This is a genomic window from Dellaglioa sp. BT-FLS60 (genome assembly GCF_054941065.1).
On the sequence record NZ_JBSOLI010000035.1, the window covers coordinates 145103 to 167615 of the forward strand.

Here is a 22513-nt window from a genome sequence, read left to right on the forward strand (position 1 = left end):
AACATGGGAATTGTTATTTCATTAGCAAATCAAAAAGGCGGCGTTGGTAAAACAACGACAAGCGTGAACTTGGGTGCTTGTTTGGCTGAATTAGGTCAACGTGTCTTATTAATAGATACAGATGCGCAAGGTAATTCAACGAGTGGTGTTGGTATTGAAAAATCAACAATTAAAAAAGATATTTATGATGTTTTAGTCAATGAATATCCAATCAAAGAGACCATCCTAGCTACAAGTCATAAAGGCTTAGATATTGTACCGGCAACGATTCAATTAGCTGGGGCTGAAATCGAATTAACACCACAAATGGCTCGTGAAACACGTTTATTAGATGCCATTAAAACAATTGAAGATCAATATGATTACATTTTGATTGATTGTCCACCATCACTTGGCTTGATTACAATTAATGCTTTTACGGCTAGTAAATCAATTTTAATTCCAGTTCAAAGTGAGTATTATGCTTTGGAAGGATTGAGCCAATTGCTTAACACGATTCGTTTGGTGCAAAAACATTTTAATCCAGATTTAGCCATTGAAGGGGTCTTGATGACAATGTATGACGCACGCACGAATTTAGGCGCAGAAGTTGTTTCTGAAGTTCAAAAATATTTTGCAGAAAAAGTATATGAAACAATTATTCCGCGAAATGTCCGGTTGTCCGAAGCACCTAGTCATGGGATGGCAATTATTGATTACGATCCTAAGTCGAAAGGCGCTCAGGTCTATATGGAATTGGCAAAGGAAGTGTTAAAAGCGCATGGCAAATAATAAAAAAGGCCTTGGAAAAGGGATTAACGCATTATTTCAAGATGAGCTTGATCAATATGATGACACAAAAGAATCTGTTGTTCGTCTGAATCTAGATGAAATCCGTCCTAATCCGTACCAACCGCGTAAAACTTTTGATGAAAATGCATTGAAAGAATTAGCTGCTTCTATTAAAAAATCAGGTGTTTTTCAACCTATTATTGTAAGAGAATCAGTCATTAAAGGCTATGAAATTATTGCTGGTGAACGTCGTTTCCGTGCATCTAAATTAGCTGGCTTGACTGACGTTCCCGCAATTGTTAGAACGATGACAGAAGAATCAATGATGGAAGTTGCCATTTTGGAAAATTTACAACGTGAAGAGTTGTCTCCTTTAGAAGAGGCAGAAGCTTACAATACATTGATGGAAAAATTAAATCTAACACAATCGCAAGTTTCAGAACGGTTAGGTAAGAGTCGCCCATACATCGCTAATTACTTGCGTTTATTAGGCTTACCAAATGCAGTTAAGGAATTAATTCAAGCGGATCAATTATCAATGGGGCAAGCGCGAACGTTGTTGTCATTGAAGGATAAACAAAAAATTGGGGCATTAGCTAAAAGAACTGTTAAGGAAAACTTAACGGTTCGTGAGTTAGAAAAAGTGATTGCCCAAATGAATGGTGAAAGTAAAAAGAACACTAAAAAAGTGAACGAAGTTGAAAAATCAATTTATGTTCAACAAAGTGAAAATTTGTTGAAAGAAAAATTTGGAACGCAGGTTTCGATTCAACAAAGTAAAAAGAATCATAAAGGTAAAATTGAAATTGATTATTTATCAACGGATGATTTGAATCGTATTTTAGACTTACTTGATATTTCATTAGATTAGGAGGTTAGTCAGTTATGTATGATTTACATGATATTGTTGAAATGAAAAAACCACATCCCTGTGGGACTAATCGCTGGGAAATTGTTCGGATGGGGATGGATATTCGCATTAAATGCTTAGGCTGCGGACATCTTATTCTATTACCTAGACGGGAATTTGAAAAAAAGATGAAAAAATTGTTAGAAAAAGCAACACCAGAAGATAATACAAAATAAATGAAAAGAGTGACGTCTAATTATGGCATTAACGGCAGGAATCGTAGGATTACCAAATGTAGGTAAATCAACTTTATTTAACGCAATTACAAAAGCAGGCGCAGAAATGGCGAACTACCCATTCGCGACAATTGATCCTAATGTTGGGATGGTTGAAGTTCCAGATAAACGATTGACACGTATTGATGAAGTCGTTCCAGCTAAGAAAATTATTCATACAACTTTTGAATTTACGGATATCGCCGGGATTGTTAAAGGCGCAAGTAAAGGTGAAGGTCTTGGGAATAAATTCTTAGAAAATATTCGTCAAGTTGACGCAATTGTGCATGTTGTTCGTGCATTTGATGATGATAATATTACCCACGTTTCTGATAAAGTTGATCCAATGGATGATATTGAAACAATTAACTTGGAACTTGTTTTTGCAGATTTAGATAGTGTCACAAAACGCTATGCTAAAGTTGAAAAAGTCGCTAGAACAAAAGACAAAGATGCATTGGCTGAGTTTAGCATCTTGCAAAAAATCAAACCTGTTCTTGAAGCTGGACATGCTGTTCGCTCAATTGAATTTGATGAAGAAGAAGAGAAATATGTTAAAGGAATGTTCCTATTAACCAATAAACCTGTTCTTTATGTCGCTAATATCGCTGAAGATGATATGGCTGATCCAAGTGCTAACAAGTATGTGAAATTAATTGAGGCTTTCGCAAAAGAAGAAGGGTCAGAATGCTTAGCTGTTTCTGCTAAAACTGAAGAAGAAATTGCTGAATTAGATGATGCAGATAAGCTTGATTTCCTTGAAGCTGCTGGGGTTGAAGAATCAGGACTTGATCGTTTAATTAGAGCCTCTTACAAATTATTAGGCTTGGCTACATTCTTCACTGCGGGTGGTGCTGAAACGCGTGCATGGACCTTTAAACAAGGGATGAAGGCACCTCAAGTTGCCGGAATTATTCATTCAGATTTTGAACGTGGTTTTATTCGTGCTGAAACAATGTCATTTGATGATTTGGATAAAAATGGAAGTGTTGCAGCTGTTCGTGAAGCTGGGCGTTTACGTTCCGAAGGTAAGGAATATGTCGTGCAAGATGGCGATATTATTGAGTTCAGATTTAACGTCTAAATAAAATAAGTCAGTAGGAGTTGTTAATCATGGCAGATGAAAATAAAGTCGAAGAAACATCAGTTGAAGACAGAAATGCCACAGCTGCAGCAAAACAAAAAGAACATTTAGAAAAGGATACTAAATTACAATCTGAAGGTCCTTTTGCGGGATTAACAAAACGTAATGAAGATTATGTTTACCGTTTGAATGGTATTTTGACAGACTCGGAAATTAGTGATGAAAAACGAGACACTGTTGTTAGTGAGATTGTCGCAGAATTACGGACAGAACAACGTAAGGGTGTTACTGCAACGAAATTATATGGGCCTGTTAGTGCTAAAGCTGCTGACATCATCATGGGACCTCAGAAAAAAGCTACTGAACCAACAGGTAGCTTCTGGTTAACAGCGCTAGATAATGGCTTAATGATGTTAGCCATCTTTGCTGCTATGTACGCTGTGACAGGGTTCATGCAGAAAACGAAGTTGCAGGCCGGTGCTTCCGGTGGTGGTGTATTAACATTAGTTGTCACTTCAATCTTGGGTGGTATTGGTGCAGCACTCTTTTATAAAAAATATGGTCCAAATGTCAAAAAGGAAGACAAACCAGCTTTCTGGATTACATTATTAGTCATGATAGCCTTTATTGCTATCTGGATTCTTGCTTACATGTTAGCAGCATTGATTCCAGGACCACTTAATGCAGCATTACCAGCGGTTGTTTACGCTGTAATTGCAGCTATCTCATTTGCAATCAGAATTTACGTTAAACGTCGTTTTAATATCAATCGAACAATGTTTTAAGTTGTTCGAATTTAGTAAAAGAGTTCAGGTTTGGACTCTTTTTTGCTAGAATCACGAACAATTATAAGTTAATAAGAATCGAACAATAGCCTTGACCAATGTTAAGTTTATCTGTTATGTTAGTAAACAAAATAAAATTAGAAAGTTGGTTTTAAGATGTCAAATTGGGAAACGAAGTTCGTAAAAAAAGGCTTTACTTTTGATGACGTATTGTTAGTACCTGCAGAAAGTCATGTGTTACCGAACGAGGTTGATATCAGCGTACAATTAGCTAAGAATATCAAATTAAACGTCCCAATTTTAAGTGCTAGTATGGATACTGTCACGGATTCTAAGATGGCGATTGCTATGGCTCGCCAAGGTGGATTAGGTGTTATTCACAAGAATATGAGCATCGAACAACAAGCTGAAGAAGTTAGAAAAGTAAAACGTTCTGAAAGTGGCGTTATTATTGATCCTTTTTATCTAACACCCCAACATTCTGTTGCGGATGCTGAACAATTGATGAAACGTTACCGCATTAGTGGTGTGCCAATTGTTGAAACTTTAGAAAATCGTTTATTGATTGGTATTATTACTAATCGTGATTTACGTTTTGTTTCTGACATGTCAGTTTTAATTGACAGTGTGATGACTAAAAAAGGTTTGGTGACTGCTGCAGAAGGAACATCTCTTAAAGAAGCAGAAAAGATTCTCCAAACAAATAAAATTGAAAAATTACCTATTGTTGATCATGCTGGTCGTTTGACTGGGTTAATCACAATTAAAGATATTGAAAAAGTTGTTGAATTTCCTCATGCTGCTAAGGATGAACATGGTCGTTTACTTGTTGCCGCCGCTGTTGGTGTGACAAGTGATACATTCGAACGTGCGACAGCTTTACTGGATGCTGGTGTTGATGCTTTAGTTATCGATACAGCACATGGTCATTCAGCTGGTGTTATTCGTAAAATTACTGAAATTAGAGCAAAATTTCCAAAAGCAACTTTAATTGCTGGAAATGTGGCAACTGGTGAAGCAACTCGTGCTTTATACGATGCTGGTGTTGATGTTGTTAAAGTTGGGATTGGTCCTGGTTCAATCTGTACAACACGGATTGTTGCTGGTGTCGGTGTACCTCAATTAACGGCTATCTACGACGCCGCTGCGGTTGCTCGTGAATATGGCAAGACAATTATTGCTGATGGTGGTATTAAGTACTCTGGTGATATTGTTAAGGCGCTTGCTGCTGGTGGAAATGCTGTTATGTTAGGTAGCATGTTAGCCGGAACTGATGAAGCACCTGGCGAATTCGAAATTTATGAAGGTCGTCGTTTCAAGGTTTACCGTGGTATGGGTAGTTTAGCAGCCATGGAACAATCAAATGGTTCTTCTGATCGTTACTTCCAAAGTGGCGTTAATGAAGCTAATAAATTAGTACCAGAAGGTATCGAAGGCCGCGTGGCATACAAAGGTAGTTTAGCTGATATCATTTTCCAAATGGTTGGTGGCTTGCACTCAGGTATGGGCTACGTTGGCGCTGGTACATTGAAGGTATTACAAGATGATGCACAATTTGTTCAAATCTCAGGTGCTGGTTTAATTGAATCGCATCCTCATGATGTTCAAATTACTAAAGAAGCACCTAATTACTCAGTTAAATAAAGATTAAAAGCAGGTCGGATTTCTTTTTAATTAAAGATATTTGACCTGCTTTTTATTTGGAAAGATTATTTTCCTATGTGATCTATGAATAGATGAGCATGTTATATAGGTATTATACATAGATCTGATTTTGAATTATAATATATCATATAAGTATTAATTATAATTCAAAATAAAGGGGAAATTATAAATGGCTATTGAAAATAAAATTATCGTTATTATAGGAGCTTCTTCAGGAATCGGTGCAGCAACAGCTAAAAAATTAGCTGGTAAAGGCGCTAAAGTTATTTTAGGTGCACGTAGAGAAAATCGATTAAAAGAATTAGCTCAAGAAATTGGGGATCAAGCAAGCTATCAAGTCACAGATGTCGCTGATAAAAAAAGTGTTCAAGCATTAATTGATTTTGCGATAGCTAAATATGGCCGAATTGATGTTTTATATAATAATGCGGGTATTATGCCACGAGAAAAACTTTCTGAGGCTAAGTTTGAAAACTGGGAAAAAGAATTACAAATTAACGTGATGGGTGTATTACATGGGATTGGTGCCGTTTTACCTATTATGCAAAAACAAAATGATGGGTTAATTATTGCCACTGATTCAGTTGCAGGACATGTCGTTTACCCAGAATCAGCCGTTTACAATGGCACTAAATTTGCGGTTAGAGCCATCATGGAAGGGTTAAGACAAGAAGAAAGATTGCATGGCATTCGTTCATCAATTGTGTCACCTGGTGCAGTTGGCACTGAATTGAGTGCAACCTTGGATAATCCTGAAATGCAAAAAGAAATGGAAAAGATGTTCGCAGGGACAAGCCCTGAAGAACTACGAATGAATGTCCTTGATGCAGAAGATATTGCAAATGCAGTGGCATACATTGTTGATCAACCTAAACATGTGACTATTTCTGATATTATTGTGCGACCAACGGCTCAGAAAGTTTAAGCTAGGTTATTAATTAATAAAGGACAGATAAAAACAGGTTCGATTTCTATACCGAAATCGAACCTGTTTTTTTATTGAATCGTTTAATCTTGTGTATGTTCGTCGTTAAATTTAGTATCGGTCATTTTTTTAGCGTCTGCCATAGTTGGATAAAAATGTTGACTCGCCCAGACGCCAGCACCACCTGCTAATGTTAATACTGGGGTATTGTGCCCATTAATAAGTCTTGTTTTAACGCCGTAGTAAGTACCATCACCCGCGGATTGATACCAGCCTCTGACGTCAAGCCATTTTCGACCATCAGAATCTCGCATTGATATAAATGAGCCCCAGTGATGCATTCTATAGGTGTCCGCTTTACTATTTCCAGCTGTACTAGAACCTGCCAAGAGTGCTTTGTCAGCAGCAGTTCGTTCACTGGTAGGATGTAATTCAGTAATGTCGCCATTTGTGGTGATTTTATTACCAGTAATTTTAATAGTATCAATTTTAGATTTGTATGAGTTATAGCCATACCAAGTTCCTATTAATGATGAATCGATGAGGTTAGTCGCCTTTTTGGTGCTTTCGGAACTAGCTTTTTGAGCACTTTCAGAACTAGCTTTTTGAGCACTTTCGGAACTGGCTTTTTGAGCACTTTCGGAACTGGCTTTTTGAGCGCTTTCGGAACTGGCTTTTTGAGCACTTTCGGAACTGGCTTTTTGAGCACTTTCAGAGCTGGTTTTTTGAGTACTTTTGGAACTTTCGTGCTGACTTTTTGGTGCTTGGTTCCCACATCCAACAGTAACCAAAAGTGAAGAACATAACATAATGAATAACCCTAATTTCTTAACTAACACCTTAATCTCCTCCATATAATTATTCTTATAGAATAATAACTTTATAACATTTGGCGGAAAGAATTGCAACTGGCATTTTAGTAATGGATGACAGTTGGATAAACAGTGTGAGTGGTAATCGTATCGGGCTATTTCCAACAGATGAAATAGTGCCGATTCCTTTAAAATAAGGCAATTAGGTGTGTTAATTATTTTATCTAGAAATAAGTGTTATTTCTGGATATATTTATAATAAGAAGCTATACTTTGGTTATTAAATAAAGGGGATAAAATATTATGGCATATCAAGCAAGTCAAGAAGAGCATTCAATTGAAATTACAAATGTACAATCATTAGAAAAATTAGTAGAAGAGGGCATGGAAAAAGGTGCTTTTGGATATATCGCTGGTGGAGCTGAAGATGAATGGACGTTACGTGAAAATACAGTTGCATTCGATCATAAACACATCGCACCCCGTGTATTGCAAAATATTGATAATCCAGATTTATCAACGACATTTATGGGTATTGATTTAAAAATACCAATGATTGCAGCACCAATCGCAGCACAAGGATTGGCTCATGAACAGGGTGAAATTGATACTGCTAAAGGGTTAGCTGCAGTTGGCTCAATTATGTCACTCAGCACATATTCTAACAAAACAATTGCAGAAACTTGCGCTGGTGGAACGGGTGGTCCTCAATTCTTCCAACTATATATGAGTAAAGATGAAAAATTTAACCGTTTCTTATTAGATCAAGCTAAAAAAGTTGGGATGAAAGCAATCATTTTAACAGCTGATTCAACATTGGGTGGTAATCGTGAAGCTGATAGTATTAATAATTTCACATTCCCTATTCCTATGGCTAACCTAGCTGAATATGGTGAAGGTGAAGGACAAGGAATTGCTGCAATTTATGCGAACGCTAAACAAACGTTAAGTTTAGCTGATATCAAAACAATCTCTGATTACACCGACTTACCTGTCTTTGTAAAAGGGGTTCAATCACCATTAGATGTTGATGCTATTATTGAAGCCGGTGCCAAAGGTATCTGGGTTTCTAATCATGGTGGTCGTCAATTAGATGGTGGACCAGCAGCATTTGATGTTCTTGAATCAATCGCTAAAAAAGTTAACAAACGTGTACCAATCGTCTTTGATAGTGGAATTCGTCGTGGCTCACATATTTTCAAAGCACTTGCTAGTGGCGCAGATGTCGTAGCAATTGGTCGCCCAATGGTTTATGGTCTTCATTTGGGTGGTGCCCAAGGGGTTCAATCAGTCTTTGAACATTTAGCTAAAGAATTAACAATTGACATGCAATTAGCCGGAACAAAAACGGTTGATGCTATTAAAAAGACAGAATTAGTCTAAAGAAAAGGGGATAAATAATGTTAGTCATTGATTATGTTCATGGGGAAGATTTACAAGCAACTTACAAAACGGCTGCCGCTTTCGTTGCGATGATGCAATTAGAGGTACCCGAATTTGAAGATTATTATGTAATTACTAAAGTAACTGAAGCTGGTAAAGAAATTGAATTATCAGACAAAACAATGGGTGGTTTGTTCAACTACTTATTAGCACGTGGTTAATTTCTTTAAAGAAGAGAGCTTTCATTTTTATAATGGAAGCTTTTTTTGTTGCTACAAATAGTAGTCTTAAGCAATTCTTTAAAGTTATCGTGGGGGATATTTGATACAATGTAATTATAATTAAGAAAAGTCAGGAGACATCCAATGAAAATTTTAGTTGTAGATGATGAAAAAGAAATTGTTGATCTAATCTCTATTTATTTAAAAAATGAAGGTTATGAAGCTGTCACTGCTCAAAATGGTCTTGAAGCGATTGAAAAATTACAAGAAATGCCAGAAATAGGCGTAATGATTCTAGACGTGATGATGCCTAAAATGAACGGAATGGATGTTATTAAAGAAGTTCGTAAAACTTCTGAGATACCAATTCTGATGGTTTCTGCCAAAACAGAAGATATGGATAAGATTCGGGGATTGATTACGGGGGCTGATGATTACGTTGTTAAGCCATTTAATCCACTAGAAATTATGGCTCGTGTAAAATCATTGCTCCGTCGTAGCCAGAATTCAAATCCAGTCCCTGATGTTGCACTTGAAATTGGACCATTAATCATAAAAAAAGATTCTCATGAAGTTCAAACGGTTGAGGGGAATGATATCCAATTAACTGCCTTAGAATTCGGAATTTTATATTTATTAGCCTCACATCCAAATCATGTTTATTCTGCTGATGATATTTTTGAGCAAGTATGGCAACAAGAATCAATTATTTCAGCAAAAACAGTCATGGTTCATGTTAGTCATTTGCGTGATAAAATAGAAGCAGCGACAAATGGTGATGATATTATCAAAACCGTTTGGGGCGTTGGGTACAAGATAGAAATGCATTAGTGAGGGGATATCTTTGAAATTAACCGGTAGAGAAAAAAGTGAATTAATCGGTGAAGGATTCATCACGATTATTTTATTAGTTTTACTGAATTTATCAATTTTTATCTTATTAAATCAAACGATTGCTTCTAATCCAGGACTTAGAAATGGGATATTCCAAATAAAGACAGCATTAACATTTGGACCCAATGATTTCAATATCTGGAGTTGGGGCAACGTTTTTATTGCGTTCATGGTTATTGTGGATGTTGTTGTTCTTTATTGGCGATTAATTCGACGTTATCGACAAATGCAGTTACGACATGTTATTTCAGAATTACATTATATTGCGGATGGTCATTATGATCATCAAATTTCATTTAAATTACAAGGGGATATGGCACGGGTGGTCTCAAGTATTAATGCGTTGGTTCAAAGTACGATTGAATCGATGGAAGAGGAACGTCGAATTGAGAATTCGAAAGATGAGCTGATTACTAATGTTAGTCACGATATTCGAACCCCATTAACGTCAATTATTGGTTACTTAGGTTTAATAGAAGATAATCAATATAATTCACAAGAGGATTTGCTATCTTACACACATACGGCATTTGTAAAATCAAAACAAATGAAAGTTTTGGTGGAAGATCTATTTGAATATACAAAAGTCCGTCAAACATCGACGCCGATTAATGCGATTGACTTCGATATGAATCAAATGTTAGCGCAGTTAGCGGCTAGTTTTGAGTTTGAAGCCAAAAATAAAGGGATGGTTATTACTAGCGACACGACCCCTAATCCATTAATGATGGAAGCTGATACTGACAAATTAGGTCGTGTGTTCAATAATTTAATTTCTAATGCCTTAAAATATGGTTCTGGTGGGAAACATATTTATTTAGATGCGGAAAAAATTGGTCAGGAAGTTATCGTAAAAGTGTCCAATGATGGCCCAAAAATTCCTGAACAATCACTTAACCAGTTGTTTGATCGCTTTTATCGAGTAGAAGAATCGCGTTCCCAAAAAACAGGAGGTACGGGCTTAGGACTCGCTATTGCTCAAAGTATTGTGACACTTCATGGCGGGTATATTTATGTTATTTCAAATGATGATCTGACTAGTTTTGTGATTCATTTACCACTTAATAAGGACAAAAAGCTGATTAGAAAGCAAGAAGAACAGTTGCAAGAATAGGTATTATTAGGTATTCTTAAAGGACTAAGAGAAGTTAGAGGGTAAAGGAAAATGACATTTTTAAAACAGACAAAGAAATTCGTAATTGGCCTTATTTCAGGTGCAGCATTATTTACTGGGGTCACAGCAATGGGACTTCACGATGTTAAACAAGTATCAGCAGCAGCAACAACAAGTTCAACTGCGATTAACTTAACGGCAAAAGCCGCTTTAGCAATTGATGCAGATACGGGTCAGGTTATTTATGAAAAGAATGCTGATGCGGTCTTACCGATTGCATCGATGTCGAAATTAGTTTCGATTGATATTATTTTGGACCAAATTAAAAGTGGTAAGTTAACTTGGGATCAAAAAGTTAAAATTGATAATGATTCTTATAAAATCAGTCAGGATACCTCATTGTCAAATGTGCCATTGAGTAAAACGAAGACATATACAGTTAAAGAATTGTATGATGCCAGTTTAATTTATTCAGCTAATGGTGCTATTATGGCATTGGCTCATCAAGTTTCTGGAACACAAGCAGATTTCGTTACATTAATGCGCGCAAAAGTTAAGTCATGGGGTATTACAGACGCAAAACTCTATAATGTATCTGGATTAACAAATAGTGATATTAGTAAAAATGATCGTTACCCTGGTTCAGCTAAGTCAGATGAAAATGCATTGACAGCTAAAGATATGGGAATCATCGCTAAAAATTTACTTAAAAAATACCCAGAAGTCTTGAAAACAACCAGTATTAAACGTAAATATTTCGATAAAGGCACATCTGACCAAACTTTAATGGAAAATTGGAACTGGATGTTACCTGGTTTAGCTAAGGCTTATACTGAATTACCTGTTGATGGCTTGAAGACAGGGACATCAGATAAAGCGGGTGAATGTTTCACAGGGACTGTCAAAAAAGACGGACATCGGATTATTACGGTGGTTTTAGGATCATCGCACAAAAGTCAGACAGATGTGAGTCGTTTTAAAGATACACAAAAAATTATGTCATATGTTTTTGATGTGTTTAATGTTAAAACAATCAAAGCTGGTACGACATTTAAAAATGCCGATAGTTTACCTGTATTCCATGGTAAAAAATTAACAGCAAAAGTAACGCTTAAATCTGACCAAAAAGTTTGGTTAAAAAAAGGCGAAACAGTTAAGAGTGTTATTTCAGCTAAAGTTTCAAAAAATGAAAAATTAGTTAAAAAGACAGGATTAGAAGCACCAATTAAGGCTAACAGTAATATTGGTACGCTTAAATTAACGGGTAAAGATAATGCATTAACTTATGTTGATGGCGCAAAATCACTTTCTGTTGTTGGAACAAACGAAAAAGCAATTGAAAAAGCGAATGTTTTCGTTATTATGTGGCGAGCAACTGCTAACTTCTTCAAAAATCTATTTTAAACCAATAAAAATCATCTGTATTTTAAGATGATTTTTTTGTCTATCTAGGTTAAGTTAGTGGCACGAAATTAAAGAAACATTAAAAAGAAAATAAAAAGTAAAAAAAATTTGTCCTTCGTGGACATTTGATGTATATTATAACGTATCGATAAAAGTTTATATAAGTAAAGATAATTAACTAAGGGGGCACCAATTTCAATGAAAATGATCAAAAATGAATTTAAATTTGTTGGAAAGAATAAACTTATTCTTCTTTCAACAATCGTTATTATGCTCATTCCCATTCTATATGCTGTTTTTTTCTTGAAATCAGTTTGGGATCCATATGGTAAAACAAGTGAGCTACCAGTAGCGGTTGTGAACAACGATAAATCCGTTAAATATAACGGTGAAACCTTGGATGTTGGGGACCAACTTGTGAAAGAGTTGAAGAGTAACCACCAATTGAAGTGGACATTTGTTTCCGAAAAACAAGCTAAACAGGGGATGAAAGACAACAAGTACTATACAACTATTACGTTGCCTGAAAACTTCTCTTCTAACGCTGCAACATTGTTGGATACAAATCCTAAGAAAATGCAAATCACTTACGATACCAATGCATCACGTAACTACATTGGTGAAGTTATTAGTGAAGCAGCAGCAAAACAACTAAATAGTCAAATTCGAGAATCAGTTACGAAATCATACGCAACGGCTATTTTTGATCAAGTTAAAACAATCGGTAAAGGCTTTAAGACAGCTGCAACTGGTTCAAAAACATTATCTGATGGTACGGTAACATTGAATGATGGGTTAAATAGCTATATTACTGGTGTTGGCACTGTTAACGATGGTGTTCAAACATTATCAACGAGTGTTGTGCCATTAAAAAATGGCGTTCAAAAATTAACAACAGGTGCGGGTTCATTAAGTGCTGGATTATCGAAACTTAATGGAAGTACAGGCGAATTAGCATCAGGCGTTACGAAGTTAGATGATGGTTCAACAACATTGGCAAGTGGCGTTAAAACGTACACGAATGGTGTTGGCACTGTTAATACCGGATTACAAACATTGAATGGAAGCACTGGTGCACTAGCATCAGGCGTTACGAAGTTAAATGATGGTTCAACAACATTGGCAAGCGGTGTTAAGACGTACACGAATGGTGTTTCTTCATTAAATGACGGTTTGGGAGAATTAAGTTCAAATTCTAAAAAATTGAACGCTGGAACAAGTGAGTTGGGAACAGGTGTTACACAAGTTCAAGCAGGTAATCAAGCATTAACTGCAAGTTTAAAAAAATCTGCTACTGAAATTAATGATAAATTAAAAAATCTAACTACTGTTGGTTCGGATAATACAACTAATGAAAAAAAATTAACAGAAGGTCTTACAGCATTAGATGCTGGAATAACAAAATTAAACTCTGAATTAAATGGTGCAGATGCACCCGATATTGATGTTGACAAACTAACAGCAGACTTGACTCAAATTGGGGCTAATACAAAATTAGTTGCTGCTAAAGCAACTGATGCCGGGTCACAATTAAGTTCTTTAAATGATCATCTCTATAGTACAACGGAGACATCTAGTGTTGCTGAACAGTTAAAAGATTCAAAAAGTAATATGGCTGCATTAGTAGCATTTACGCAATCAAAAGATTTTGCTGAATTAGTAAAATCAGATCCAACAATGGCAACAGATATTGCTAATTCTATAAAAGGATTAGGAGATAATCTTACAATTGCAGGTACTAGTTTAAATGCATCAGGAAGCAATACTGCAGCAATTAAAACAGATTTATCTGATATGACAACACCATTGACTGATAATGGCGATAAATTGAAAGATATTCAAACTCAATTAGCAGTTGTTAAAGAATTAATACCTAAGTTACAAGAATTAAAAGAAGGCGTTGCTAAGTTAGCAGCCGGTGGGAAAGTCCTGAATCTCTCAAGTAATGCGATTACTCAGTTAGTCGCTGGTTTGACAACTGTTGAAACTGGATTAACACAACAAGGAAATACACAATCTACTATGGGTGCTATCCAAGCAACAGAATTATTAAATGATGGGTTAAGCCAAATTAAAACTGGATTAAATGGAACAAGCAAGACACCTGGATTGATTCCAAGTGTCCAAAAGTACACTGCTGGTGTTTCAACTGCTAATACTGGTTCATCACAATTGGCAGCAAATAGTGGTGCTTTAGTATCAGGCTCAGGTCAATTAAGTACAGGCCTATCAACATTAAATGGTTCAGTACCAACCTTGACATCAGGAGTAAGTCAATTAGCAAATGGCTCATCACAATTGGCAGAAAATAGTGGTGCACTAGTATCAGGCTCAGGTCAATTAAGTACAGGATTAACAACGTTGAACAGTTCAGTACCAGCATTGACATCAGGCGTTGGTCAATTAGCGACTGGATCAGATACATTGTCAAATGGGTTAGTTAGCTTGAATGATCAAGTACCAACACTTGTTTCAGGTGTTAGCCAATTAGCTGATGGTACTCAAAAATTAGATGATAACTCAGATAAATTGGGTAATGGTTCTAAATCACTTAAAAAGGGTTCAAAAACGTTAGCTACTGCACTTAAAACAGGTTCAGATACTGTAAACGGCATTAAAGCAACTAATAAAACAGCTTCAATGTTTGCTGCACCTTCAGACTTGAAACATAAGAACTATAGTTATGTCCCTAATTACGGACATGCTTTAGCACCATATGTTCTTTCACTTGCGTTATATGTTGGGGCAATCGTCTTTAACTTTGCTTTCCCAATTCGTAAGATTTCAACAGAAGGTCAATCAGCAACTGCATGGTTCTGGAGTAAAGTTGCTATCGGAACAGTTGTTGCCATTGGTATGGCGGTTATTGAAGTTACTGGTATGCTTATCTTCGGATTACAAGCAAACAGTATTGCTGAAACATACTTAATTGCAACAGTCTTCTCATTAACGTCGATGTACCTTGTTATGGCACTTGCTATGGCATTCGATAACCCTGGTCGATTCGTGGCTATGGTTCTTCTGATGTTACAACTTGGTGGTGCTGGTGGTACATTCCCAATGGAAGTGACGAATAAATTCTTTAACGCTATTCATCCTTTCTTACCAATGACGTATTCTACCTTAGGATTCCGTGAATCATTAACATCTGGAATGGGTAGTGGTCAAATTGGAACGAGTGTCTTTGTTCTTGTAATCTTCGCTGTTGTTTCATTAGTTCTACTATGGATTGCAATGCAAGTTCTCCAAAATATTGGACTTGCTGGTAAATCACAACTAGATGATAATCAAAAATTACAAGATTTAGAAAAATAAGTGCTACAAAAATAAGGTCACGCAGAATTGATTTCTGTGTGACCTTATTTTTTTTGGTTATTATTCTTTTTGCTGTGCCAAAATAGCAGGTAAAACGATGTGATCAACAATCCGGACTGCAAAATCAGTTACAAATTGGGTAGTCATATCATTGGGTGTCATCATGGCTTGGTATTGCAATAAATTAAAAGGTAAGAGCTTAATATCATCAGTGACAGTGTGCTGAATTTCGCCATTTAATTGAGCTTGCGATAGTAATTGTTCCATTAAATATAAATTTTGTTGACGCATTTGAGTTGAATATTTTTGAACAGAGGAGGTGTCTCGGCCTAGTTCAAATAAGAAGGCACGCATGAACTGAGGGGATGCATCGAAATGACTAAGTACCGAAATTAAATTATCACGAAGTGTTTCACCAGAAAAATCAATAGATGAATAGTCAGTCACTTCATCTTCAGAGAAGTAAGTAACGGCATCTAAAAGCAAATCAAAAGGTGTTTTCCAACGTCGGTAGAGAACAGGACGTCCTGTTTTGGCAAGTCGTGCCACATTTGAAAAAGTTACATTTTCATAACCTGATTCATTCAAAATAGTAATAGCCGATTGGAAAATAGCCTGGGTCAATTCTTTTTTCGTCATACGAGCTGCTCTTTCGTTATCAATCATAGTCTTCAAGTCCCTTCATTTTAGGTGAATTAAGTATAACATAAATACAGAATGAACTTAAAATAGATACACGATGTAATTAAAACTTGCTTTTGATAGCAATTAAGGTTATAGTTATTTTCGTAGAAAGATACACAGTGTATCTAAAATAACTATTAGGAGATTTTTATATGAAAACTAAAAATACAAAGCTTGATCCAATTCCACGTGAATTGGTTATTATGTCATGGATTATGGTGCTTGGTATCATGGCGCCAATGCTAGATTCCACAATGGTTAATATTGCAGTTAACCAATTAAGTATCGATTTTTACGCCAGTTTAGCACTTGTTCAATGGACTGTTACCGGCTTCATTCTGGCTATGGGTGCTGCTGTACCATTTTCAAGTTGGTTAGTGATGCGTTTCTCAGGTAAGACTGTTTATCTTTGGGCAGAAATTGCTTTTGGAGTTGCTTCATTATTATCAGGTATTTCTTGGAATATCGAGTCATTAATTATTTTCCGTTTGATTCAAGGTTTCGCTGGTGGCTTACTTATGCCAGTCATGTTTACGTTATTAGTTGATTCAGTCGGTGGTAACAGAATGGGTCGTATGATGGCCATTATTGGTCTTCCAATGACACTGGGTCCAATGGTGGGTCCGATTATTGGTGGTTTGTTAGTTCAATATCTATCATGGCGCTGGATTTTCTTCGTCAATGTGCCAGTTGTTATCGTTGCTGCAATATTACTCACACTTAAAGTGCCACAAGTTGCACCAAAGAATAAGACCATGCCATTTGATTATGTCGGTGTCGCCTTGCTTATCGCAATCTCCACGACAATTGTGTACGGTGTGGTGCAGGCCAGTACGAAAGGGACGTTTAATAATGCCACCACATTAGCTTATGTTGGTGTTGGAATGATGCTTGCGTTCATTTATATAGGTTATGCACGAATGAATAAAGAAAAGGCGGTTATGCCATTACATTTATTCAAACATCGTAACTTTTCAGGTTCAATGTTAGGTATCTTCTTATCAGGATTTGTTACATCAGGGCCTATGTTACTCTTGCCTCTTTTCTTCCAAGATATTCGTGGTGAAAGTACCATCATTGCTGCAGTATCACTGATTCCACAATCAATTGGCATGTTAGTTTCACGAACAGCCATTGGTAATTTAATTGATTCATTAGGTGCTCGTTGGGTCACAATCATTGGTGTAGCTGTGACATTAGTTGGAACAATTCCGTTCATGTACTTTGATGCATCGAGTCCTTATGTATTAATTGCGTTAGTCATGTTCATTCGAGGTATTGGTGGCTCAGCAATCAAATCGGCTACTCAGGCAGATGCCTATATTGGGTTAGATAAATCAGATTCAGCTGCAGCATCACTTAGCTCAAATCTGTTCCAACAAATTGGATCTGGATTTGCGACAGCAGTCTTAGCCACAGCTGTGACAGCGTATAACACAAACCATCATGTTTCTAATATTGCTCAATTAGCGCATACGTATCAGTATGGCTTCATGTGGTCGACAGCACTTGTTATCGTCATCTTGATTCCGGCCATGATGTTAAGTCATAAAGTCAAAATATAAGTTGTGTTTAGATAATGCTAATAGTCGTAATAATAGTGGAAAAGCGTTATACTATAAATATTAATGTTTAAACCAATAGGAGGTCAAATTATGTTAAGTCATTTTGATGAAAAGAATATTGAAGTTAACGAAAAAGGTACCCCGTTCACAGTGGATACACGAGTTAGCTTCGAAACAAATAATGAGTTCTTTACTGGCGTCGTTGAAAAACAATTAAAAAATTCGGCTATTATTAAATTCGATAAAGAATTTCTTAAGAATGAAACAGCTGAAGAATTGAAACAAAAAGTTGTCATTAATTATGCAGGATTAGAATTAATTAAGTAGGACTAGAGGCTAGCGTGCTTATTTAACGCTAACCTCTTTTTTAGATAACTAGTTGTGGGTAGGGTATTTATAGATACAAATTTTATGGTAATCTTAACGGATCGTATCGTCGAACCAGACATATTTTTAGCAAATAGCGCATTATTGGATAACTTTTTGATTAGATTTATTAAATAAAGAGTATTAAAAAATAGATGTATGCTATAATTTATAGCGCAAAACCATTTTATGTTATTGGAGGACTATCGTGAAAGAAAAGGAAAAACGCTGGCTGACAGTTTTCGAAATTGTGATGCCACTTTGCCTGAGTTATATTCCAATTGGACTCGCATGCGGGATTTTATTACATGCAGCAGGCTTCAATACGATACTAGCAGGATTAGTTTCCGTGCTTGTTTTTTCAGGTGGTGCACAGTTTTTGATTGCATCAATGCTGACAATTCACTCACCAATCCTTTCAATTGTGACAATGTTATTTTTCCTTGAATTGCGTTACGCGTTATTAGGCGCTAGTTTATCGCAATATATTCGAGGGACTAGTCGTAAATTCTTATACATATTTGCGGCATCAATGAACGATGAAAATTACGCAGTTAATTATTTGAAGTTTGCAACAGATAAAGAATGGAAACCAAAAGATGCCTTAATGGTTGAACATTATTCATTACTATTTTGGGCAATGAGTAATGTTGTCGGTAGTTTAATTGGTGCTGGATTAAAAATTGATTTAAGTATCGTTGAATTTGCATTAACGTCATTATTTATTTATATGATTGTCATGCAACTTAAAAATTACTTAACGATTATTATTAGTATCCTATCAGGAATATTAGCCATTGTCTTTATGGCCCTATTCCAAAGTACAATGGGATTAGTTGTTGCAACATTATTAGCCTCTTTTATTGGATTCATTATAGAACATGAAATCGTCAGAAAAGGTAAACGTAATAAGTTGCTAAATACGATTAAGCCCAGAGCAAGTCGACACACAATAAATAGAAAATCTAAAGTTTCTGAGGAAAAATAATTATGGAAATGACATCAATGGAGCATCTTTTATTAATTGTTTTATCTGCAATTGTTGCTTATTTACCTCGATTTATTCCATTACGAGTTTTTTCATCTCGAGAAATTCCAGAATGGTTTAATGAATGGATGAAATATGTACCTGTTGCTTTATTTTCGGCATTAGTTTTTAAAGACCTTTTTATTAATTCAAAATTCCAATTTGTGGGTGTAGATAACGTAACAAAATTAATAGCTGCCGTAATTGTATTTGCGATAGCTTATCGAACGAGATCAATGGGTCTATCCGTTGTACTCGGACTTTGCGCAATAATGTTATTATCACTCATCTTATAAATATAAATTAAAAAAATAAGAATTCAGTTTCTCTATGAGACTGAATTCTTATTTTTAATTAGTGGTTGAAGGGCATTCCATGATATAATAACCGTAAGTTAAATATGATATTAAGAGGTGTGGTTAAGATGAAGAAATGGGTATGGGGACTAGTTGTAATCGTTATCGTAGGGATGTTCGGTGGCTACGGTTTAACGAAGCATGCAGAAGCTGCAAAAAATTATAATATAGCAATGAAAAAAGGTAAAACTGCAATTAAGAATGCAGAATATACTAAAGCTGAAAATTCTTTTGACGTTGCACTACAAAAAAAGTCAAATGATGCAACAGCACAAGCTTATAAATTACAAGTGATGCATTATAGGACGGCTCTCGATAAAGTCGAAGCCCGTCAGTATGCTAAGGCACAGGATTCAATTAGCGTCGTTTTAGCAGACCATGACGCATCAGTTGTGATTAAGAAGCGAGCAACAAATTTAAATAAAGAATTAACAACAGTGATTAAAAAACGGGCATCATTTACAAAAGATTATAATGCTGCAATGAACTTAAATGCGCAATATAGTTATACAGAATCAAACACAAAATTAGCTGAAATTTTAAAAGATAGTAATATCGATAAAAGTTATTACTCAGATTTAAAGAAAAAGGCAACAGCCTTACAACAAAATAATGATAAACAATTAGTAACTATTGGTTATCCAACAAGTAGTTCAGAAAGTTTGGTAACGTCACAAAGTAGTCGTAATAGTAGCGACAGTAGTAGTGATTCTTCTAGTGCAAAAGGGTACAGTAATCCTGCTGATAGTGTAAAAACGAGTTCATCAGCTACATTGACATCAGAAGAACAGGCTGCTGCAAAATCGTATTCAGGTTCAAACGAATACACAACAAGTTCATCAGAGTTTGTGGATGGCAATGGTAAGAAAATCTCAGCATCTCGTATTCAGGCAGCACGTGATTCAATTAAATTTGCTGGCGTAAATCCTAATGCATTTAGTGATTCAGATGTTGCTAAAATCATTAAACAAGCTGTTAAAGAAACAATGAGTGTTAAAGCTATCGCAGCACGCGACTATAAATAAGTTAATTATTTGTAAGAGCATGATTCCTAGTTTTGTTGGGAATCATGCTCTTTTCTTAAAATTAAAGAGGTATTTCATAGTAAAAAAGGAGGAATGTTAGATGTACTTAGCTATTAAAGAGATTAAACATAACAAGTTTCGATACGGACTTATCATTTTCACTATTTTTCTAGTATCCTATCTGATTTTTTTCTTAACGGGATTAGCTTTTGGACTTGCGAATAATAACCGTTCGTCGATTGATAATTGGCACGCAGATAGTGTGGTTATCGACCAGTATGCGAATGATAATTTAGCATCTTCTGAGATACAAATGGATACACTTCCTAAAATTTCAGGCGCAAGTGCTGATCGTGCCTATTTAGGACAAATGATGGGTGTTGCTAGTCGAAGTAATGAAAAAAAAGCTGACATTAGTGTGTTTGGTATTCAATTTAACCAATTTTTGAAGCCCAAATTAGTTCAAGGAAGAATGCCACAAAAGGCTAATGAAGTGGTTGTTGATAATGGGTTAGAAGCAACTAAATTAGGACAGAAAATAAAGATTAATAACGTAGATCAAGTCTATAAAGTGGTTGGGATAACGACTGGGAATAAATATACAACAGCACCAGTCGTTTACTTACGCTTAACGGATTATCAGATGTTGCGTTATGGCTCGAACGATACGTCTAAAAAAATAAGTGCCGTTGTTTTGAAAAATTCGGCCAAAATCAAAAAAGATAAACAATTTGCGACATTAACGATGAAAAAATTAATCAATAACATTCCTGGATATGGTCCTGAAGTAAAGACCTTTACGTTAATGATTGGGGCATTATTCGTTATTATTGCGTTTATTGTCGGCATCTTTATGTACATTTTAACGATTGAAAAAACAGCAGTTTACGGCGTCTTGCGTGCCCAAGGAATTTCAAGTAGCACCTTAGTCAAGAGCCTTATCTGGGAATCATCGTTGTTAGGTTTAGCTGGAATTGGATTGGGAATTATTGCAGATGTGGCCACGGCGTTATCCTTGCCAGCTGCCGTACCATTTTTAAATAATGCCTTCTTAGTTATTGGGTTCTCAGTTGTTTTATTAATGATGATTATTCTGGGCTCACTATTTTCAATTTTTAAAATCTTACGTGTTGATCCACTTGATGCAATTGGAGGTGTCTAAATGAGTTTAATGCGATTATCTAACGTTTCTAAAACATTTGGCAAAGGTGATAGTGCTAAGTTAGCGCTTAAAAATATTGATTTGGTTGTTGAACCAGGAATGTTTATTGGCTTAACAGGACCATCTGGATCAGGGAAAACGACGTTGCTAACCATTATGGGCAGTTTACAAGGACCAAGTGAAGGCGATATTTATTTCAAAGATCGAGAAATTGGTAAATTAAGTGAAAAGGAACGAACTAGTTTACGATTTAATGAATTTGGCTTTATTTTACAGGGGTCAAATTTAGTGCCATTTTTAACTGTTTTAGAACAATTTGAATTAGTGAATAAAATGCATGCTAAAAAAGAAAATAAAAATCCCGAAACAATGTTACGTGAATTAGGCGTGTGGGATCAACGAAATCAATATCCTGGTAGTTTATCAGGTGGACAAAGACAACGTGTCGCAATTGCTAGAGCTTTGTTTGGTCAGCCAGAGTTAATCTTTGCTGATGAACCAACGGCTAGTCTGGATAGTGCCAGAGCTAAGCAAGTTGCCCAACAGTTGGCTGATATTACTAAAGCAACCGGACAAACGATTATTATGGTGTCACATGATGAAGATGTATTGGCTTATACGGATCAAACATTCTTCATGCGAGATGGTCAATTAACAGAAGAATAATGAATAATAGGTTAAAAGGAAAGCATGCTTCTTATTTGGTTCTTCGTCAACTGTTGTTGGTGAATGATATTATGAAGGTTCTAATCACTTAGTGATTAGGCCTTTTTTTGTATGAATCTTAAGGGTATAAAATATTCTGATGCGAAATCTATAAAAGTTTCTAA

Annotated in this window: 22 protein-coding genes; 20 read left to right on the forward strand and 2 right to left on the reverse strand. The window is 35.8% G+C overall.

Going from position 1 to position 22513, the window contains the following annotated elements:
* The first annotated feature begins 3 nt into the window (after window positions 1-3).
* From ACVQ8P_RS07160 to ACVQ8P_RS07190, 7 genes are all read left to right on the forward strand, one after another.
* Window positions 4-771: a ParA family protein gene (locus ACVQ8P_RS07160; protein WP_462298527.1), complete on the forward strand. Its 768-nt coding sequence runs from the start codon at window positions 4-6 to the stop codon at window positions 769-771.
* Window positions 761-1642, forward strand: coding sequence for a ParB/RepB/Spo0J family partition protein (locus tag ACVQ8P_RS07165; protein ID WP_462298528.1), 882 nt, complete (start codon window positions 761-763; stop codon window positions 1640-1642). Before ACVQ8P_RS07160 ends, ACVQ8P_RS07165 begins: the two co-directional genes overlap by 11 nt.
* Window positions 1643-1656: 14 nt before the next feature.
* Complete coding sequence (locus ACVQ8P_RS07170) at window positions 1657-1857, forward strand: DUF951 domain-containing protein (protein ID WP_462298529.1); 201 nt, start codon at window positions 1657-1659, stop codon at window positions 1855-1857.
* A 22-nt stretch (window positions 1858-1879) separates the two neighbouring features.
* Window positions 1880-2980 (forward strand): redox-regulated ATPase YchF, encoded by a 1101-nt coding sequence (gene ychF, locus ACVQ8P_RS07175; protein WP_462298530.1) that lies wholly within the window; start codon window positions 1880-1882, stop codon window positions 2978-2980.
* A 29-nt stretch (window positions 2981-3009) separates the two neighbouring features.
* Window positions 3010-3765 carry a DUF1129 family protein gene (locus tag ACVQ8P_RS07180; protein WP_462298531.1) on the forward strand — a complete coding sequence of 252 codons (756 nt, stop codon included), beginning with the start codon at window positions 3010-3012 and terminating at the stop codon, window positions 3763-3765.
* A 156-nt stretch (window positions 3766-3921) separates the two neighbouring features.
* The gene (gene guaB, locus ACVQ8P_RS07185) at window positions 3922-5409 is read left to right on the forward strand and encodes an IMP dehydrogenase (protein WP_462298532.1); all 1488 of its coding nucleotides are present in this window, start codon (window positions 3922-3924) and stop codon (window positions 5407-5409) included.
* 190 nt (window positions 5410-5599) lie between these two features.
* Complete coding sequence (locus ACVQ8P_RS07190; protein ID WP_462298533.1) at window positions 5600-6355, forward strand: SDR family oxidoreductase; 756 nt, start codon at window positions 5600-5602, stop codon at window positions 6353-6355.
* 83 nt (window positions 6356-6438) lie between these two features.
* Here ACVQ8P_RS07190 and ACVQ8P_RS07195 read toward each other — a convergent pair whose 3' ends face one another.
* Window positions 6439-7194 (reverse strand): hypothetical protein, encoded by a 756-nt coding sequence (locus ACVQ8P_RS07195; protein ID WP_462298534.1) that lies wholly within the window; start codon window positions 7192-7194, stop codon window positions 6439-6441.
* Between the two features lie 276 nt (window positions 7195-7470).
* Between ACVQ8P_RS07195 and ACVQ8P_RS07200 the strand changes: the two genes are divergently transcribed.
* The 6 genes from ACVQ8P_RS07200 (at window position 7471) to ACVQ8P_RS07225 (ending at window position 15498) form a co-directional block, all read left to right on the forward strand.
* The gene (locus ACVQ8P_RS07200) at window positions 7471-8550 is read left to right on the forward strand and encodes a lactate oxidase (protein ID WP_462298535.1); all 1080 of its coding nucleotides are present in this window, start codon (window positions 7471-7473) and stop codon (window positions 8548-8550) included.
* Window positions 8551-8567: 17 nt separating this feature from the next.
* On the forward strand, window positions 8568-8771 hold the full coding sequence (locus ACVQ8P_RS07205) for a hypothetical protein (protein WP_462298536.1): 204 nt from the start codon (window positions 8568-8570) through the stop codon (window positions 8769-8771).
* Window positions 8772-8915: 144 nt separating this feature from the next.
* A complete protein-coding gene (locus tag ACVQ8P_RS07210; RefSeq protein ID WP_462298537.1) occupies window positions 8916-9602 on the forward strand; it encodes a response regulator transcription factor in 687 nt (228 codons plus the stop codon).
* Window positions 9603-9615: 13 nt separating this feature from the next.
* The gene (locus tag ACVQ8P_RS07215; protein ID WP_462298538.1) at window positions 9616-10779 is read left to right on the forward strand and encodes a sensor histidine kinase; all 1164 of its coding nucleotides are present in this window, start codon (window positions 9616-9618) and stop codon (window positions 10777-10779) included.
* Window positions 10780-10830: 51 nt separating this feature from the next.
* Window positions 10831-12183, forward strand: a complete 1353-nt coding sequence (locus ACVQ8P_RS07220; protein ID WP_462298539.1) for a serine hydrolase — start codon at window positions 10831-10833, stop codon at window positions 12181-12183.
* Window positions 12184-12381: 198 nt separating this feature from the next.
* Window positions 12382-15498 carry a YhgE/Pip family protein gene (locus ACVQ8P_RS07225; protein ID WP_462298540.1) on the forward strand — a complete coding sequence of 1039 codons (3117 nt, stop codon included), beginning with the start codon at window positions 12382-12384 and terminating at the stop codon, window positions 15496-15498.
* Window positions 15499-15558: 60 nt separating this feature from the next.
* On the opposite strand, the gene ACVQ8P_RS07230 is transcribed toward ACVQ8P_RS07225, so the two are convergent.
* Entirely contained in the window at window positions 15559-16164 is a 606-nt protein-coding gene (locus tag ACVQ8P_RS07230; protein ID WP_462298541.1) for a TetR/AcrR family transcriptional regulator, read from the reverse strand.
* Window positions 16165-16334: 170 nt separating this feature from the next.
* Here ACVQ8P_RS07230 and ACVQ8P_RS07235 point away from each other — a divergent pair, with 170 nt between their 5' ends.
* The 7 genes from ACVQ8P_RS07235 (at window position 16335) to ACVQ8P_RS07265 (ending at window position 22349) form a co-directional block, all read left to right on the forward strand.
* Window positions 16335-17747 carry an MDR family MFS transporter gene (locus tag ACVQ8P_RS07235; protein WP_462298542.1) on the forward strand — a complete coding sequence of 471 codons (1413 nt, stop codon included), beginning with the start codon at window positions 16335-16337 and terminating at the stop codon, window positions 17745-17747.
* Between the two features lie 90 nt (window positions 17748-17837).
* Window positions 17838-18074 carry a hypothetical protein gene (locus tag ACVQ8P_RS07240; protein WP_462298543.1) on the forward strand — a complete coding sequence of 79 codons (237 nt, stop codon included), beginning with the start codon at window positions 17838-17840 and terminating at the stop codon, window positions 18072-18074.
* Window positions 18075-18321: 247 nt separating this feature from the next.
* Window positions 18322-19101: an AzlC family ABC transporter permease gene (locus tag ACVQ8P_RS07245; protein WP_462298544.1), complete on the forward strand. Its 780-nt coding sequence runs from the start codon at window positions 18322-18324 to the stop codon at window positions 19099-19101.
* Between the two features lie 2 nt (window positions 19102-19103).
* Window positions 19104-19436 (forward strand): AzlD domain-containing protein, encoded by a 333-nt coding sequence (locus ACVQ8P_RS07250; RefSeq protein ID WP_462298545.1) that lies wholly within the window; start codon window positions 19104-19106, stop codon window positions 19434-19436.
* Window positions 19437-19564: 128 nt separating this feature from the next.
* Window positions 19565-20521, forward strand: coding sequence for a hypothetical protein (locus ACVQ8P_RS07255; RefSeq protein ID WP_462298546.1), 957 nt, complete (start codon window positions 19565-19567; stop codon window positions 20519-20521).
* 100 nt (window positions 20522-20621) lie between these two features.
* The gene (locus ACVQ8P_RS07260; protein ID WP_462298547.1) at window positions 20622-21683 is read left to right on the forward strand and encodes an FtsX-like permease family protein; all 1062 of its coding nucleotides are present in this window, start codon (window positions 20622-20624) and stop codon (window positions 21681-21683) included.
* On the forward strand, window positions 21684-22349 hold the full coding sequence (locus ACVQ8P_RS07265) for an ABC transporter ATP-binding protein (RefSeq protein WP_462298548.1): 666 nt from the start codon (window positions 21684-21686) through the stop codon (window positions 22347-22349).
* Window positions 22350-22513 lie beyond the last annotated feature (164 nt).

Bases quoted from the DNA above. Each gene is read 5' to 3' on its own strand.
- ACVQ8P_RS07160 (WP_462298527.1), top strand. From the start codon at position 4: ATGGGAATTGTTATTTCATTAGCAAATCAAAAAGGCGGCGTTGGTAAA.
- ACVQ8P_RS07165 (WP_462298528.1), top strand. From the start codon at position 761: ATGGCAAATAATAAAAAAGGCCTTGGAAAAGGGATTAACGCATTATTT.
- ACVQ8P_RS07170 (WP_462298529.1), top strand. From the start codon at position 1,657: ATGTATGATTTACATGATATTGTTGAAATGAAAAAACCACATCCCTGT.
- ychF (WP_462298530.1), top strand. From the start codon at position 1,880: ATGGCATTAACGGCAGGAATCGTAGGATTACCAAATGTAGGTAAATCA.
- ACVQ8P_RS07180 (WP_462298531.1), top strand. From the start codon at position 3,010: ATGGCAGATGAAAATAAAGTCGAAGAAACATCAGTTGAAGACAGAAAT.
- guaB (WP_462298532.1), top strand. From the start codon at position 3,922: ATGTCAAATTGGGAAACGAAGTTCGTAAAAAAAGGCTTTACTTTTGAT.
- ACVQ8P_RS07190 (WP_462298533.1), top strand. From the start codon at position 5,600: ATGGCTATTGAAAATAAAATTATCGTTATTATAGGAGCTTCTTCAGGA.
- ACVQ8P_RS07200 (WP_462298535.1), top strand. From the start codon at position 7,471: ATGGCATATCAAGCAAGTCAAGAAGAGCATTCAATTGAAATTACAAAT.
- ACVQ8P_RS07205 (WP_462298536.1), top strand. From the start codon at position 8,568: ATGTTAGTCATTGATTATGTTCATGGGGAAGATTTACAAGCAACTTAC.
- ACVQ8P_RS07210 (WP_462298537.1), top strand. From the start codon at position 8,916: ATGAAAATTTTAGTTGTAGATGATGAAAAAGAAATTGTTGATCTAATC.
- ACVQ8P_RS07220 (WP_462298539.1), top strand. From the start codon at position 10,831: ATGACATTTTTAAAACAGACAAAGAAATTCGTAATTGGCCTTATTTCA.
- ACVQ8P_RS07225 (WP_462298540.1), top strand. From the start codon at position 12,382: ATGAAAATGATCAAAAATGAATTTAAATTTGTTGGAAAGAATAAACTT.
- ACVQ8P_RS07230 (WP_462298541.1), bottom strand. From the start codon at position 16,164: ATGATTGATAACGAAAGAGCAGCTCGTATGACGAAAAAAGAATTGACC.
- ACVQ8P_RS07235 (WP_462298542.1), top strand. From the start codon at position 16,335: ATGAAAACTAAAAATACAAAGCTTGATCCAATTCCACGTGAATTGGTT.
- ACVQ8P_RS07240 (WP_462298543.1), top strand. From the start codon at position 17,838: ATGTTAAGTCATTTTGATGAAAAGAATATTGAAGTTAACGAAAAAGGT.
- ACVQ8P_RS07250 (WP_462298545.1), top strand. From the start codon at position 19,104: ATGGAAATGACATCAATGGAGCATCTTTTATTAATTGTTTTATCTGCA.
- ACVQ8P_RS07255 (WP_462298546.1), top strand. From the start codon at position 19,565: ATGAAGAAATGGGTATGGGGACTAGTTGTAATCGTTATCGTAGGGATG.
- ACVQ8P_RS07260 (WP_462298547.1), top strand. From the start codon at position 20,622: ATGTACTTAGCTATTAAAGAGATTAAACATAACAAGTTTCGATACGGA.
- ACVQ8P_RS07265 (WP_462298548.1), top strand. From the start codon at position 21,684: ATGAGTTTAATGCGATTATCTAACGTTTCTAAAACATTTGGCAAAGGT.